The organism is Vagococcus elongatus (assembly GCF_003987645.1).
Taxonomy (GTDB): Bacteria; Bacillota; Bacilli; order Lactobacillales; family Vagococcaceae; genus Vagococcus_A; species Vagococcus_A elongatus.
Genome location: NZ_NGKA01000025.1, coordinates 17,188 through 33,592, shown reverse-complemented (window position 1 = coordinate 33,592; position 16,405 = coordinate 17,188). Strand labels below are relative to the sequence as shown.

Below are 16,405 nucleotides of genomic sequence, written 5' to 3'. Positions count from 1 at the left end.
TTAGGCGCTTTAACCATAACAGATTGGGGCTCTTTTTGTACACCCAAAGGGTGTTAAAATAAAACAAGATAAACACCGTCACAAAAGTGTTTATCTTGTTTTTTCAAATAAGTATGAATTATCCAGGTTTTCTATGTTAAAATGAAAATGAAAGAAAGGTGATCTGAGTGACTCCGAATAAAGAAGACTATTTAAAATTAATCTATGAACTTGGGGGATACCAAAAAAGAATCAGCAATAAAGCTATTGTCACAGGCTTAAACGTCTCTCCAGCTTCCGTCAGCGAAATGGTAACTAAGCTGGAAAAAGACAATGTTGTGACCCATACGCCTTATCAAGGTGTCCAGTTAACGGACAGCGGGATGAAATATGCCAGTTCTCTTATCCGGAAACACCGCTTGTGGGAAGTTTTTCTGGTAGAGCATCTTAATTACTCATGGAATGAAGTTCACGCTGAAGCAGAACAGCTGGAACACACCACTTCCGATGAATTAACCAATCGTTTGGAAGAATTTTTAAATTTTCCAAGCACCTGTCCTCACGGAGGGATCATCCCAAAAATAAAAGAATTTGTTGTAGAACCTAGCCAAACACCGCTGATTGACTGTCAGGTAGGGCAAAAAATTCAAATCAAGCGGGTCATTGATGAAATCGAACTGCTGGATTATTTAGCAAACATCGGCTTGACCGTTGACGACATCGTGACTGTGGAAGAAATCAGTACTTACGACGGTCCTATTCTTCTGAAAAATGAGGAAGGCAAGACGTTTATCGTCAGCCGCAAAGCAGCCCATAACATATTCATCAAACTCATTGATTAATTCTCTTTTGCAGAGAATTTTTTAATTAAAAATCGTGACAGGAACCTTGTCCTTGCGTTGACTATTGGAAAACAGTAGAATATGAAGAGGAGAAAAAAAGTTCAAACAAGTATGATTAACTGGAGGGGATTCTTCCCATGAACGAAGAACAAATAGCACTGTTTACAATTTTTGGCGGTACGGGTGATTTGGCACGACGCAAATTATACCCTTCTTTATTTCGACTGTATCGCAAAGGTTTTTTAAAAAATAAATTTGCTGTCATCGGGACCGCACGGCGGGAATGGACCGATGACTATTATCGGGAAGTTATCACCACATCCATCGATGCCTTATCTCCAACAGAAGAAGAAGCCTTGGCGTTTTCTTCGCATTTTTATTATCAGGCACATAATGTGATGGATAGCGCTCACTACCACAGCTTAAAAGAACTGGCAGATGAGCTGGACGAAAAATATCAACTCGAGGGGAACCGGCTGTTTTACCTAGCGATGGCGCCAAACTTTTTTGGAACAATCGTTGACCATCTGAAGTCGGAACAAATCATCGACACTCGCGGATACAGCCGACTGATTATCGAAAAACCCTTTGGTTCTAGTTTCGAATCCGCCCAGCAACTCAACGAACAAATCCGTGCCGTTTTCAACGAAGAACAAATTTTCAGAATCGATCATTACCTCGGCAAAGAAATGATTCAAAACATTTCCGCCGTCCGTTTTGGAAATTACATTTTCGAATCTCTATGGAACAATCATTATATCGATAATATCCAAGTCACTCTTGCAGAAGATTTGGGGGTCGAAGACCGGGGCGGTTATTATGACAAGAGCGGTGCCTTAAAAGATATGATCCAAAATCACATCTTGCAAGTGGTTGCCTTATTAGCCATGGAAGTCCCCAATACTTTTTCTGAAAAAACTATCCGGGAAGAAAAAATCAAAGCATTAAAAGCTGTCCGAATCTATTCTGAAGAAGAAGCATTGGAAAATTTCGTCCGGGGACAGTATGTCTCAAATACCTTTAACGGCAAGGACATTATTTCTTACCGAGAAGAAACAAATGTGGCCCCTGATTCACGCACTGAAACGTTCGTGGCAGGAAAATTGGTTATTGATAATTTTCGCTGGAAAGGGGTACCGTTTTATATCCGTACCGGTAAACAACTGACAACGAAAGCTGCACGAATCAATGTCGTATTCAAACCATCTCCGGTCAACATTTTTAATCCTGAAGATGTTTGCAAAACACTGCCGCAAAACATTTTGACTATTTATATCCAACCAACAGAAGGCTTTTCCCTGACTTTAAACGGAAAAGAAGTGGGACCAGGCTTCCACTTAGATCCTGTCAAGTTGGATTATCGCAACACCGCTGAAATCATTGAAAATAGTCCGGAAGCCTACGAAAAATTAGTCCTAGACGCTTTAAAAGGAGATGCAACCAATTTTACCCATTGGGATGAAGTCTCTCAGTCATGGCGTATTGTAGATGTGATCCGGCAGGCTTGGGATAAAGAAGAAGGTGACATCCCTACATACAAAGCAGGAACCATGGGACCCGCAGAAGCCTTCGATTTAATCAAACGGGAAAATGACGACTGGGTTTGGAAACCAGATGAGTGGTACCGGGAGAGAGATTTACTCAAATAAAAAAAACTTGTCACGAAATTGTGACAAGCTTTTTTTATTTTTTACTTAACTAATCGGTAGATAGCATCTGCATAGATTGCTGTGGCTTTCAGCAAATCATCTACTGCCATAAATTCATTTGCCTGATGCATTGTGTCAATGCTGTCAGGGAACATGGCACCATAAGCTACCCCTCGTTCTAATAATCGGCCAAACGTACCGCCGCCGATGACTTGACCATGCCCTTTCAATCCAGTGTGTGCTTCATAGACAGCCAAAAGTGTTTTGACCAGCTCGTCATCTTCTGACACATAGTGAGGACCTTTGCCTCCCTCTTCAACTTCTACACTGAATGCTGTTGCGGCAAGCTTGTCAGTAATAATGTCGTTGATTTTTTCCGTTGTTATCCCTTTTGGATAGCGCATATTCAAAAGAACATAATTATTTTTAGCTTCATTTGATGCGTCAAACTCAAAAACACCGGCATTCATCGTCAAGGCGCCCATAATTTCGTCACTGAACGCAACGCCGAGCTTCTTGCCTTCTGTGTCATCATGGATAAGTTCGGCAATCGTTTCTATATAAGCTTTAGCATTTCCGCCAAAATCGTATTGCTTCAAGAAGTTAGCCAGATGTGTCCCCCCATTGATTCCTGCCTCAGGACTAGCGCCGTGAGCTGACTTTCCTTTGATAAAAACTGTTGCTTTAGTATCTTCAATGGTCACCTGACCTGAGATTTTATTTTCAGCAACATACTCATTCAAATCTTTTTCAATCGTTCTTAAAGTTTCAGGGTCTTTAACTTCAAGCACTGCTGTACCAGATTCAGGAACCATGTTTGGACGCAATCCTGATTTAAAGCTAATCAATTTAACCGGTCCATCGTTGGTACCGGCAAGTTTCAATGACACAGATACATTTCCTTTTTCACCATTAATGATCGGGAATTCCGCATCAGGTGCAAAACCAAAATCCGGTGCTTCTTCTACTTCCAGATAACGGTCCATACATTGCCAACCACTTTCCTCATCCGTTCCGATGATAAAACGAATTTTTTTCGATAATGGCAAGTTTAGTTCCTTGATAATTTTGACCGCGTAATAAGCAGCCACACTTGGTCCTTTATCGTCACCAGAACCTCGGGCATAGATTCGGCCGTTTTTGAGCACTGGTTCAAAAGGATCTGTTTCCCAACCAGTTCCTGCCGGGACAACGTCCATGTGCCCAAAGATGCCCAAAGTCTCATCTCCTGCACCATATTCGATATGTCCAGCGATATTTTCAATATTTTTAGTAGTGAAACCATCTCTTTCACCCAAAGTTAAAAACTTCAACAGAGCATCTCGGGGACCTGGGCCTACAGGTGCCTCTTGTGTCGCTTTATCATCTTCACGCACACTAGGGATTCGCAATAAATCAAATAGATCCGCCAGCAGCTCTTCTTTTCTGTTCGCTACTTCCTTTTCCCAATCAATTGTTGTCATAAAAACCAATCACTCCTTCTAATGATATTTCAATTAAACTAACTACCGAAAAATTACATGCCGGGATCATAAAAATTACCCAAAATCGTCACATTGTCAGAAATACTGACAAAAGCATGGGGATCTGCTTCTTTCATAATGCAAACGAAGGCCGACATTTCATACCGTGTGATGACAGTAAACAAGACTTCTTGCGCCACACGATCGTAAGCTCCTTCTGCTCCATGAATAATCGTGATTCCCCTGCGTAATCTGCTTTGCATCGCCTCGATGACTTGATCCGAATGTCGGGTAATAATCATCACCTGCATCTTTTTTTGTTTCGTATACACTTCATCCATCACTTTGCCGCTGATAAAAAAACTTAAAATACTGTAAAAAGCATATTGCCAGCCAAATAAAAAACCAGCAGTGAGGGCAATCCCCGCATTGAAAATTATTGCAACAGAACCCACTGTTTTTCCGGTCATCTTACGAATTGACAAAGTAATGATGTCCAGTCCCCCAGAGGAAATGCCGTTTTTCAACGCAAAGCCTACGCCAAACCCATTCACAGCTCCGCCAAAAAGGGCGCATAACAACGGGTCCGTTGTCAGCGGAGTGATTGGGACGACTGCCAAAGAAATCGACGTCAGTGTGACCGTAATTAACGTAAAAATAGTAAATTTCCGACTGATTTTTAGCCACGCGAGAATAAATAACGGAAGATTCAACAGGTAATATAAAACTGAAAAAGGCAGCTGGACATGGAATAATCTCTCCAGCAACGTTTCAATAATTTGAACAAATCCTGTCAGTCCACTAGCATAGATATTTCCTGGACGCCAAAAAATGTTTAAAGCAACTGACGCAATCAAAGCATATAAGACGGCTACACCTGTTTTTTGGATATATTCCTGTTGAGGAATTTTTATCCTTTCTTTTTTTCCCATTGGCCTCTCTCTCTTTTTTTAATATCTACGCCAATTATAATCTCTTCCCTGCCATAGTAAAAGGATAAACGGCAGCTATTTCCTTATTCTCTTAATCTTTTAATGATTCTATTACTTTCAAATGAAGATCCACTAATTGTCCTTCTGAAACTTTTCCGGGAGCATTATTTAACGGGTCCATGGCACGGCCATTTTTAGGGAAAGCAATCACTTCACGGATATTGTCTTCGTCTGCCAGCAACATGGCCAAGCGGTCAAGCCCCAACGCGATTCCCCCATGAGGAGGAAAACCGTACTCTAAAGCATCCAGCAAAAAGCCGAATTGATTGACAGCTTCTTCTTTACTAAATCCAACGACTTCCAAAACTTTTTCCTGCAGTTCCCGTTGGAAAATCCTTGAGGACCCTCCGCCTAATTCATAACCATTCAACACCACATCATACGCTTCGGCGTGTACTTTTTCTGGTGCGGTTTCTAACAAAGGCAAATCTTGCTTCTGCGGACTAGTAAATGGATGGTGCGCAGCAATGTAACGCCCTTCATCTTCATCATACTCCAATAATGGCCAGTCAACGACCCAAAGGAAATTGAAAAGAGTCTCATCAATCAATCCTAACGCCTTGCCCAGTTTCAAACGCAACGCTCCCAGTGAAGCTGCCACCACATTGGCAGCATCAGCAACGAATAAAATCAAATCTCCGCTTTCTGCACCCACATGTGTTGTTAATTCGTTTTCTACCGGAGATAGGAATTTTGCAATCGGTCCATTCAGACCCTCTTCTGTCACTTTGACCCAAGCTAAACCTTTGGCGCCATATTGTGACAATTCTTTGCCCAAATTGTCCAAATCTTTTCTTGAGTATTTTTCCGCCGCTTGAGGAGCAACAATCGCTTTGACTTGTCCTCCGCTTTCTATTGCAGATTGGAACACTTTGAAATCTGTTTCCTTTACAACTGGAGCAACGTCAAGCAAGGTCATACCAAAGCGCGTGTCCGGCTTATCTGAACCATAGTTGTCCATCGCTTCTTGATAGCTCAGTCTTGGGAAAGGAGCAGGAATTTTCACATTTAAAACTTCCTTCATCACCTTAACCAGCATCTTTTCGGTCAAAGACTGTATCTCTTCTGGTGCCAAAAAGCTTGTTTCAATGTCGATTTGCGTAAATTCCGGCTGGCGATCCCCACGTAAATCTTCATCACGGAAACAGCGGGCAATTTGGTAATAACGGTCAAACCCGGCACCCATCAGCAATTGTTTTCTTAATTGCGGTGATTGAGGCAAGGCATAGAAGTGTCCTTCTTGTATCCGCGAAGGAACTAAATAATCTCTGGCACCCTCCGGCGTGGACTTGTCCAAATAAGGTGTTTCAATTTCTAAAAAGTCTTCCCCATTTAAAAAGCTCCTGACTGACTGAACGATGTCATGTCTAGTCTTGATATTTTGATACATTTTATTGCGGCGTAAATCAATGTAACGATACTTCAATCGAATATCGTCATTGACCTGTCCTTCATCTTCGATTGGAAATGGAGGTGTCTTTGCTTTATTTAAAATCACTACAGATTGAGCAGAAATTTCTATTTCCCCTGTTGCCATTTTTTTATTTACAGCTTGACTGTCACGAGCCAAAACTTCTCCGCTGATTTCCAGCACATATTCAGAACGGCAAGTATTGGCTGCCTCCCAAGAACTCTCTGCAATGTCAGGACTCACTACTACCTGAACGATTCCCTCCCGGTCTCTTAAATCGATAAAAATCAGACCGCCTAAATCACGGCGCTTTTGCACCCAGCCTTTTAGAGTCACTTTTTCACCTAATTGTTCACGAGATACTTTCCCGCAGTACATACTTCTTTTTGTCATTGTTTGTCGTCCTTTTCTCCCAATCAACTCTAGTTGGTTATTTTCTGATAAATACTGGCAAAATCCTGATAAATATCTGTCCACGGAACAATCTCCTCTTTGGAAGAAGCCATGTTTTTCACTCTAGCCACTTGTTGTTCAATTTCTTCTGTCCCGATAGTTACTACGACTTTTGCTTTTAAGCGATTGGCTGTTTTAAATTGTGCTTTTGCCCCGCGGTTCATATAGTCACGATCAGCTGAAAAACCTGCATGGCGGATAGCTTGAACTAATTTAAAAGAGTCCAGATTCGTTGCTTCGCCCAAACCGACAATATAAACATCAATTGAGTCCTCTAAAGGCAGGGTGTCTCCTTCTGCTTCGATGGCCAACAGAGTTCTTTCAAACCCCAAACCAAAACCAACACCCGGAGTTTCCGGTCCGCCGATTTCTTCCACCAAACCACTATATCGACCGCCGCCCCCAAGAGCGACTCTTTCTCCAAATACTTTCGCTTCACTCATGATTTCAAAAATCGTGTCGTTATAATAATCTAACCCGCGAACCATCCGGTGGTCTATCTCAAAAGACACTCCTGAGTAATCAAGCAGAGCCTTCACTGTGTCAAAATGATTTTGTGATTTTTCAGATAAGAAATCTAAAATCGAAGGCGCATTCGCGACAATGATTTTGTCTTGCCTGTCTTTGCTGTCTAAAATTCTTAAAGGATTTTTTTCAAAACGATTTTTTGAGTCCTGACTCAATTCATCATAATGAGGGGTCAAGTAGTCTATCAAACCTTGTCTATATTTTTGACGGCTTTCCTTATCCCCTAAAGAATTGATTACTAGCTTTAATTCTTTGATGCCCAAACTTGTATAGAAATCCAGAGCCAACAACATCACTTCTACATCTGTTGCAGGATTTTCTCCGCCAAACACTTCCACTCCCAATTGGTGGAACTGGCGTAATCTTCCTGCTTTGGGGCGTTCATAGCGGAACATCGGACCGATGTAGTAAGCTTTGTACGGTTTCGGAAATTCCGGGCCATATAACTTATTCTCCACAAACGCTCGGACAACAGGGGCGGTCCCCTCAGGCCTCAAAGTAATATGACGATCTCCTTTATCATAAAAATCATACATTTCTTTGGAAACGATGTCTGTCGTGTCACCCACACTACGGGCAATGACTTCATAGTGCTCAAACATTGGTGTACGAATTTCTTTAAATTGGTATTTTTTAAAAATTTCCCGAGCGGTATTTTCAACAAATTGCCACTTTTCCACTTCACCCGGTAAAATATCTGCCGTTCCCCTAGGTCTTTGATACTTCATCTCTACATATCCTCCTTTTATTTTTAAAACAAAAAAGTCCTTGTTAAATTAACAAGGACGAATGATTTCACACGTGGTACCACCTAATTTGAAAGAGAGTCTCTTTCCACTTTAATCGATTAACGCCTCGAACGCGAAACAGCTTTGCACTGTCTATCTCCGGAGTGTCTTTCGCTTTTTTTGCGGAAACTATTTTCAGCCAAGATAGTTTTCTCTGCACCGACAAAAGTAAAGGTACTTTCTCCATCTACGATTTATGGTATTATACCTTAAAGTACTAAAGAACGGCTGGTTTGTCAAGAGGGGATCATAAAAGTTGAGAAATGTTAAAATTAATCTCGCTGAAGGTCTCCCTATCTGTGCCCCCTTCAGTTTTTCTGTTATAATAAATAAAAGTTCTATTGATACGGAGGTTAGTTGTGAAAAAACAGGACAACCATCAGCGAAAGAAAAAATTATTGGTCATTAATCTCATCATTGCCTGCATTGTCGTCATCTCTTTTTTTAGTTTGAATGGTAAAGAGTTTGTTACCGTCAAAGCAATGGCAATGAATGTTCGTATAGGTCCCGGCGTGGAGCACGACGTAGTCACCCAAGTGAAAAAAGGGGACAAACTGGAAATTCTGCAAGAAAAAGGTCAGTGGTATTTAGTCAAACTGGGGGACAAGTCAGAAGGCTGGATCGCCAGCTGGCTGGTGTCAGAGGAGGATGCTACCAGTCCATCGACTAACATCAAAGCTTATGTGAATACTCCTAACACAAAACTTCGCAAGGAAGCCAGCACTGACAGCAAGGCACTGGACGAACTGAAAAACAATACGGAAGTCACCATCACTTCTGAAAAAAACGGCTGGTCTCATGTGGAAGTCAACGCAAAAACAGGCTGGATTTATTCAGAACTTCTGACGCCGGCAACAATTGAAGAGTTAGAAATCGAATCTCAAAAGATTGATAAAGTCTACGCACGGCAAAATGGCACCAAGATTCGTGACCAAGCTGGGATAGACGGCAGCATCGTCACAGAAATTGACTTTGGGGACAGTCTCACCTACATTGCTTCTGATGGAGACTGGTATCAAGTGGAAACATCAGACGGCAATACTGGTTACGTTGCTAACTGGGTCGTCAGCTCCAATGAACCCCACGCTGTGAACGAAAACATCACTTCCATCGCAGAAGCAACGATCATGATCGACGCAGGACACGGCGGCGAAGACGGCGGCTCTGAAAGTGCCGACGGAATGATTTCTGAAAAAGTCGTTACTTTGGCTACGGCTCGTTTTGTCCAGCAGGAATTAAAAAAATACGGTGCAAATGTCATTTTAACCAGGGATGATGATACTTTTATCCCTTTGGCAGAAATTGCAGCAAAAAGCAATCGGGCAAAGGCTGACGTATTCATCAGCGTTCATTATGATTCTACTGAGGAAATTAATTCCGCTAGTGGAACGACTACCTACTACTATGATGAAAGTGACATCTCCTTGGCAAAAATTGTGAACGAACACCTCGCCTCAGACCTTCCCATTGAAAATCGAGGGGTCGAGTTCGGGGATTATCAAGTATTAAGAGAAAATGAACGCCCATCATTATTGCTGGAACTGGGCTATATGAATTCTTATAACGACGTTTCCCACTTCAAGACCAAGACTTATCAAAGGAAGGTCGCCAAAGCCATTACTAACGCCTTAGTTGAATATTTTGAATAAACAAAAAAGCTTCCCTTGACTGAAAAAGTCAAGGAAAGCTTTTTTAATTTAATTATTTATTTTCAGTATCCAGCACAATAGTAACGGGACCGTCATTGACCAAACTGACCGCCATCTCTGCAGCAAATTTCCCCTTGCCGACTTTGATGCCCTCGTGCTCGATTTGTTCATTAAAATATTCATACAGCTCATTGGCTTTTTCAGGTGTCTCTGCGTCTGTAAAACTTGGCCGGTTGCCTTTTTTTGTGTTAGCCAACAAGGTGAATTGGGAAATAGATAAAATCTCCCCCCCAACTTGTTGAATATTCAAGTTCATCTTGCCTTCCGTATCCTCAAAAATGCGCATGTTGATGATCTTACGAACAAGATAGTCCGCCTCTTCTTGCGTATCTCCTTGCTTGACACCGAGGAGAACAACAAGACCTTTCCCGATAGCTGAAATTTCTTCCCCTGCCACTGAAACACTGGCGGATGTCACTCGCTGAATTACTACTTTCAAAGTTTTTCCCTCCGCTGGTTAACCATTCATCCGTCGTACACTATACACATCAGGAATCATTTTTATTTTGTCTACGATTCTCTCCAAATGGGCAAGATTTTGAATGCTGACCCGCAAATGGATATTGGCTGTTTTATTTTTGCCTTGTTTAGCATCTACATTCATCAAGTTCTTCGTCATACTATTGACAACTTGAAGGATATCATTCAAGAGACCGTTGCGATTATAGCCGAAAATTTCCAAATCAGCATTATACTCTTTGGCACCCACAGCAGCTGTATCTTCCCATTCCACTTCTATTAGACGTTCATCTGCTGCATCGTTGTTCACGATATTCGGGCAATCTTTACGATGAATCGACACCCCACGGCCTTTAGTGATGTAACCGACGATTTCATCTCCCGGCAGCGGATTACAGCAGCGGCTGATTCTGACAAGCAGATTTTCGACCCCTTGGATAACGACACCGCCCTCGTGACGGATTTTCATCCTTTCCGGTTCTTTTTTCGCCGGCTGTTTCAGCATTTCTTCCACTTGTTCCTGTTGTTTCTGTTCTTCCCGTTTGCGTCGGGCCTCTTCAGTCAACCGATTAGCCATCGTCAAAGCAGTGACCTCATTATTACCAACCGCCGCATACAAGTCATCTTCCGTTTTATAATGATAACGTTCCATGACGTGTGCCATTGCAGTTTTATTCAAAAAATCTTTAGGTAAAAAATCATTCTGAAGCAATTGTTTTTCAATGCTGTCTTTTCCTTTAGCCACATTGGCTTCTCTGTCCTGATTTTTAAAGAAACGTCTGATTTTATTACGAGCACTGGAAGTTGCAACTAAGTTTATCCAGTCACGACTGGGCCCGAAAGAGTTAGCAGACGTTAAAACTTCGATGATGTCGCCATTTTTCAGCTTATAATCAAGAGGCACCATTTTCCCGTTGACTTTTGCTCCGGTGGCCTTATTCCCCACTTCTGTATGGATGTTATAGGCAAAATCCAAAGGACCGGACCCCTGAGGCAACTCGGAAACATCGCCCTTGGGCGTAAAAACATACACTTTGTCGCTGAAAATATCTCCCTTGACACCTTCCATAAAGTCAAAGGCGTCATTACTTTCGTCCTGTAATTCGATCAGCTCTCTAAACCAGCTTAATTGGCGTGTCTCAGCATCTTCTTCTACTTTTTCAGTTTTACCTTCTTTATATGCCCAGTGCGCTGCCACCCCAAACTCCGCTACTTCATGCATCTCATGCGTTCTGATTTGGATTTCTACCGGATTCCCTTTAGGTCCAATAACAGTCGTATGGAGAGATTGATACATATTTGCTTTTGGCATGGCAATATAATCTTTAAATCGTCCCGGCATAGGCTTCCACTTTGTATGAATGGCTCCCAAAACCGCATAACAATCTTTGATGGTGTCGACTAACACCCGAATAGCTAACAAGTCGTAAATTTCTTGAAATTCTTTTTTCTGATCTTTCATTTTCCGAAAAATAGAATAAATATGTTTTGGCCGTCCGTAAATTTGAGCGTAGATTTCCAGCTCTTCGGTCGCCTCTTTGATATTGGTCACTGTCTCATCAATGTATGCTTCTCTTTCATCCCGCTTGGAATTCATCAAATGAACAATTCGATAATACTGTTGAGGATTTAAATAGCGTAGGGCAGTGTCCTCCAACTCCCACTTGATTCGGCTAATCCCTAAACGATGAGCTAGCGGCGCATAGATTTCCAAAGTTTCTTTGGCAATTCTGCGCTGTTTATCTGCCCGCAGATGTTTCAATGTCCTCATGTTGTGCAATCTGTCCGCCAATTTGACCATGATGACCCGCAAATCTTTTGACATGGCCATCAACATTTTACGATGGTTTTCGGCCAACTGTTCTTCATGGGATTTATATTTTATTTTCCCCAGTTTGGTCACGCCGTCCACTAACATCGACACCGTTTCACCAAACTCTTCAGTCAGCTCTTCTAAGGTCACGTCGGTATCTTCGACCACATCGTGTAAAAAACCTGTGGCAATCGTATAGGGGTCCATTTTAAGTTCAGCAAGAATCCCTGCTACCTGAATGGGATGAATAAAATAATCCTCTCCTGATTGTCTGACCTGCCCCACATGTGCCTTTTCTGCGAAATCACACGCTTTTTTCACAAAAGATACATGCTCAGGACTCATATAATTGGAAACAATTTTGATGACGTCATCAGCACTTAGATTTTGATCTTTTGACATGTGTTTCACTCCCTGATTCTTCTTAATTTTAAAAAAGCACACACATAAAGGTGTGCTTTTTCATTTAGTTATTACTTAATTATAACGATTTATACGACTTTTTTCAATCATTCGATTCGTTCGGTTCATGGTAAGAGACAACAAACAACCGACTTCAATTTAGTTTAACATTTCCAGCTGGAAACTAACGGCACTCAGCGCATAAAATGGGGCAGTTTCTGTCCGTAGGATTCTAGGACCTAGACTGCAGACTTTTCCGCCTGCTTCCTCTAACAAAGCCACCTCATCTGGACTTAGTCCCCCTTCAGGTCCAAAAACAAACGCCAGCCTCTCACCTTTTCGAACCTGTTGCAAAGTTTGGATCAGTTGCGAACGCTCCCCCTTTTTAGCCGCTTCTTCATAGGCCACAAGGATGTGATCAAAAGCTGACAGTTCCTCAAACAATTCTTTTTGAGTTTCTAAAAGCCGTACCGTGGGAAAAGCTGTTCGATGAGATTGCTCCGCAGCTTCTTTAGCAATCTTATTTAATCGTTGTTCACGATTGAGCCGTTTTTTTTCATTCCATTTTACCACAGATGTCTTGCTAGGAAAACCAAAAACTTGACTGGCACCAAGCTCCGTACTTTTCTGAGTGATCAATTCCAACTTGTCTCCTTTAGGAAAACCGCAAAACAAACTGACTCGTACGGGCAGCTCGGTCTCCCAAGCCACTTCTCTTACTTCCTTTAAGAAAGCCTGTTCTTCAGCGACGGTGGTGATTTCTGCCACGACTGTATGTTTTTGATTAAAGACCAGATAAACTTGTTCTCCTATTTTCATTCGCATCACCCGAATCATATGATGAAAAATCTCCCCGGCAACTTCAATGGATGCGCGGTCATGTTCGTCATAATTCGTCGGGATAAAATATCGCTGCATAGTTATTCTCCATCCTGCACAGGTTTTTCAAAAACTAGTGCCAGCCACTCTTGTTGCTCAAACTTCTGCAACAACTCGAAGCCTTGGGAAAACATCTCTTCAAGAATCTCCCCTTCTTTTGCCAGAATGATTCCTGAGACAATCAACTTGCCCCCTTCTTCCAAAAGATTCCAAGCATCTCCAACCATTCTAAGTATAATATGGGGCAAGATATTGGCTACGATAACATCGGCTGTCATTGAAATGTTTTCTAACAAGTCATTAGCAGATACCGTAACATCTGAGGCAATAGGATTCAAGTCCAGATTGCGCTTCGCTGCTGCCACAGCAACATCATCCAGATCAAACGCCTGAACTTCTTCAGCACCAAAATGTTTTGCCGCGATACTTAATATGCCTGAACCAGTCCCCACATCCAAGACCCGCTCTCCTCCCCTTAAAGTCACCTCTAAGGCCTGCAAACTCAAAAGTGTTGTCGGATGGGTACCCGTACCAAAGGCCATCCCAGGATCCATCACAATGACCCTTTCATCATCATGTCTAGGTGTATAGGCCTCCCACTCCGGCACAATGGTTAGAAACCGGCTGACCGGTACCGGATGATAATATTTTTTCCAAGAAGTTGCCCAATCTTTTTCTTCTACTTCACTAGTCGTCACTTCTCCAAGTCCTATATTAAGTCCAAACTCTGGAAGCTGGGCAATTTGTGATTCAATGTGAGGTAAAATTTCAGGGAGAAAAATAGTTTCAGGAAAATAAGCCATCACATTAGCCCCTTCACGAATATGTATAATCTCATGTTTGTCAATGTATTCCCCTAGTTTGTCCTCTGAATAAGCCGTCAAGTCTGCTGCGTCCTCAATTGCCACACCGCTTGCGCCCGCCTCCATCAGAATATTTGAAACAGCTTCTACTGCTTCGCTTTCTGTTTTTACTTTTATTTCTGTCCAGTTCATCTACTCAATCCCCTTATTTTAATATCTTGGATAAGAATAATACATTTGACCGTTCTTACGTTTCATGTGAGTGTCGACTAATGATTGAAACTTTTTAGGGTCCCAATGCAGCTCAAAGGATTCTTTCGTTTCATCTTGCAAAAAGTCCATCAGTTCTTCCTCGCCTAACTCAAGAACTTGAAAAAGATAACCAGCAATTCCTTCGATTTCTCCCTGAGTCATACCTTTTTTACCTTCATAAGGCAGCATTGTCAGATAATCCTCTCGATCCTCCTCAACTCCTTGATCCCCTTGAGGATAAAGCAAGAGGGCATCTTCAAATTCAATGACTTCTTCTTCTGATTGGACACCCTCTAAATCTTCAACCTTCAGGCTCTGATTATTATGAGCATACAACACAACAATGATTGTCACTCTGTGGGTTTTCCTGTCCCAATCAATGGCAAAATCATAGTCTTTTAATTTTTTTTCTAGTTGTTCATCTAAATACTCCAACATATTCTTTTTTTTCATTGTCATTTCCTCGCTTGTCTGAACTTCTCTACCCATCATACAAGAAATTCAGTCTACCGCCAATACCTAATCAGAAGATTCAAAAGTTTTAATCTTAAGCAATCATTTGCCGGTTCTATTCAAAAAAGCAAGGACTTAGATTTGCCAAACAGACTCAAGAAACAGTAAAATAAGAATGTATGTTTGTGTTATAATGATGAAAAACAAGGAGGAAGCTTATGAACAAGCCTTTAGCTTATCGAATGCGTCCTAGAAATTTAGATGAAGTGGTCGGGCAGCAGCATCTTGTCGGCAAAGGGAAAATCATTCGACGAATGGTCGAGGCCAAGATGCTGTCTTCCATGATTTTATATGGTCCTCCCGGAACAGGGAAAACCAGTATCGCCAGTGCCATCGCCGGTTCTACAAGGTATGCTTTCAGGATGTTGAATGCCGCCACAGATACAAAAAAAGATTTGCAAATCGTTGCGGAAGAAGCAAAAATGAGCGGTTCCGTGATTTTAATGCTTGATGAGGTTCACCGCTTAGATAAAACGAAACAAGATTTTTTATTACCTTATTTAGAAAATGGAAAAATCATTTTAATCGGTGCCACCACAGAAAATCCGTACATCAGCATCAGTCCCGCCATACGCAGCAGGACTCAAATTTTCGAAGTCAAATCTTTACAGGAAGAGGATATCAAACAAGCAATCGAATTTTCACTTTCTGACACGGAAAGAGGATTAGGAAATAAAAAAGTGGCTTTAGATGAGTTAGCCTTGCTTCATTTGACCCGTGCAACAAATGGCGACTTGCGCAGTGCCTTAAATGGACTGGAGCTGGCAGTCAAATCCACGCAAGCAGATGAGGAGGGCATCACTCATTTAACACTTGAAATCATTGAAGAATGCATACAGAAAAAAGCCATGGTTCATGACAAAAAAGGCGATGCTCATTATGATGTCATCTCCGCACTGCAAAAATCCATCCGCGGCAGTGATGTCAATGCTGCCATGCACTACTTAGCAAGATTAGTGGAAGCTGGCGATATGCTGATTATTTGTCGGCGGCTGATGGTCATCGCTTATGAAGATATCGGATTAGCCAATCCCCAGGCAGCAGCACGAACCGTCACCGCAGTACAAGCAGCAGAAAAACTGGGGTTGCCTGAAGCAAAAATCCCACTTGCTCAAGCAGTGACAGACCTTTGTTTATCGCCCAAATCTAATTCTGCCTATCTGGCCATTGATGCTGCGTTGGCTGATATCCGTAAAGGACTGATTGGCGAAGTCCCTGACCACTTAAAAGATAATCATTACAGCGGAGCAAAAGAGTTAGGCAGGGGCATAGGCTATCGCTATCCCCATGATGCTCCAGATGGCTGGGTCCCTCAACAATATTTGCCAGACGGTTTAAAAAACAAAAAATATTATCAACCTAAAGCAACAGGAAAATATGAACAAGCTTTAGGCAACCGCTATAAACAACTAGAAGAACGACAAAAATGACTAGCTCATCAAAAAATGATTTCAACCAACCGTCGATACC

General features: G+C 41.9%; 13 protein-coding genes and 1 other annotated feature. Of the genes, 4 read left to right on the top strand and 9 right to left on the bottom strand.

Annotated elements, in window-relative coordinates:
- Positions 1 to 167 precede the first annotated feature (167 nt).
- The gene (locus tag CBF29_RS12270) at positions 168 to 821 is read left to right on the top strand and encodes a metal-dependent transcriptional regulator (RefSeq protein ID WP_126810013.1); all 654 of its coding nucleotides are present in this window, start codon (positions 168 to 170) and stop codon (positions 819 to 821) included.
- Between the two features lie 137 nt (positions 822 to 958).
- Entirely contained in the window at positions 959 to 2,470 is a 1,512-nt protein-coding gene (gene zwf / locus CBF29_RS12265) for a glucose-6-phosphate dehydrogenase (protein ID WP_126810012.1), read from the top strand.
- A 41-nt stretch (positions 2,471 to 2,511) separates the two neighbouring features.
- Here the strand turns inward: zwf and pepV are convergent, their stop codons facing one another.
- From pepV to hisS, 4 genes are all read right to left on the bottom strand, one after another.
- On the bottom strand, positions 2,512 to 3,933 hold the full coding sequence (gene pepV, locus CBF29_RS12260) for a dipeptidase PepV (RefSeq protein WP_126810011.1): 1,422 nt from the start codon (positions 3,931 to 3,933) through the stop codon (positions 2,512 to 2,514).
- A 53-nt stretch (positions 3,934 to 3,986) separates the two neighbouring features.
- Positions 3,987 to 4,865, bottom strand: coding sequence for a YitT family protein (locus tag CBF29_RS12255; protein ID WP_126810010.1), 879 nt, complete (start codon positions 4,863 to 4,865; stop codon positions 3,987 to 3,989).
- 91 nt (positions 4,866 to 4,956) lie between these two features.
- Positions 4,957 to 6,729: an aspartate--tRNA ligase gene (gene aspS / locus CBF29_RS12250; RefSeq protein ID WP_126810016.1), complete on the bottom strand. Its 1,773-nt coding sequence runs from the start codon at positions 6,727 to 6,729 to the stop codon at positions 4,957 to 4,959.
- Between the two features lie 29 nt (positions 6,730 to 6,758).
- Positions 6,759 to 8,045 (bottom strand): histidine--tRNA ligase, encoded by a 1,287-nt coding sequence (gene hisS, locus CBF29_RS12245; protein ID WP_126810009.1) that lies wholly within the window; start codon positions 8,043 to 8,045, stop codon positions 6,759 to 6,761.
- Positions 8,046 to 8,095: 50 nt separating this feature from the next.
- Positions 8,096 to 8,304, bottom strand: a binding site (T-box leader).
- A 160-nt stretch (positions 8,305 to 8,464) separates the two neighbouring features.
- Between hisS and CBF29_RS12240 the strand changes: the two genes are divergently transcribed.
- Complete coding sequence (locus tag CBF29_RS12240; RefSeq protein ID WP_126810008.1) at positions 8,465 to 9,754, top strand: N-acetylmuramoyl-L-alanine amidase family protein; 1,290 nt, start codon at positions 8,465 to 8,467, stop codon at positions 9,752 to 9,754.
- A gap of 52 nt (positions 9,755 to 9,806) precedes the next feature.
- On the opposite strand, the gene dtd is transcribed toward CBF29_RS12240, so the two are convergent.
- From dtd to CBF29_RS12215, 5 genes are all read right to left on the bottom strand, one after another.
- Positions 9,807 to 10,253 carry a D-aminoacyl-tRNA deacylase gene (gene dtd, locus CBF29_RS12235; RefSeq protein WP_126810007.1) on the bottom strand — a complete coding sequence of 149 codons (447 nt, stop codon included), beginning with the start codon at positions 10,251 to 10,253 and terminating at the stop codon, positions 9,807 to 9,809.
- Positions 10,254 to 10,271: 18 nt separating this feature from the next.
- Positions 10,272 to 12,488, bottom strand: a complete 2,217-nt coding sequence (locus tag CBF29_RS12230; RefSeq protein WP_126810006.1) for a RelA/SpoT family protein — start codon at positions 12,486 to 12,488, stop codon at positions 10,272 to 10,274.
- 159 nt (positions 12,489 to 12,647) lie between these two features.
- Positions 12,648 to 13,406 carry a 16S rRNA (uracil(1498)-N(3))-methyltransferase gene (locus CBF29_RS12225; RefSeq protein WP_126810005.1) on the bottom strand — a complete coding sequence of 253 codons (759 nt, stop codon included), beginning with the start codon at positions 13,404 to 13,406 and terminating at the stop codon, positions 12,648 to 12,650.
- Between the two features lie 2 nt (positions 13,407 to 13,408).
- Positions 13,409 to 14,362: a 50S ribosomal protein L11 methyltransferase gene (gene prmA / locus CBF29_RS12220; RefSeq protein WP_126810004.1), complete on the bottom strand. Its 954-nt coding sequence runs from the start codon at positions 14,360 to 14,362 to the stop codon at positions 13,409 to 13,411.
- 18 nt (positions 14,363 to 14,380) lie between these two features.
- A complete protein-coding gene (locus CBF29_RS12215) occupies positions 14,381 to 14,875 on the bottom strand; it encodes a DUF3013 family protein (protein ID WP_126810003.1) in 495 nt (164 codons plus the stop codon).
- A gap of 218 nt (positions 14,876 to 15,093) precedes the next feature.
- Here CBF29_RS12215 and CBF29_RS12210 point away from each other — a divergent pair, with 218 nt between their 5' ends.
- Positions 15,094 to 16,365 carry a replication-associated recombination protein A gene (locus CBF29_RS12210; protein WP_126810002.1) on the top strand — a complete coding sequence of 424 codons (1,272 nt, stop codon included), beginning with the start codon at positions 15,094 to 15,096 and terminating at the stop codon, positions 16,363 to 16,365.
- The last annotated feature ends 40 nt before the right edge of the window (positions 16,366 to 16,405 follow it).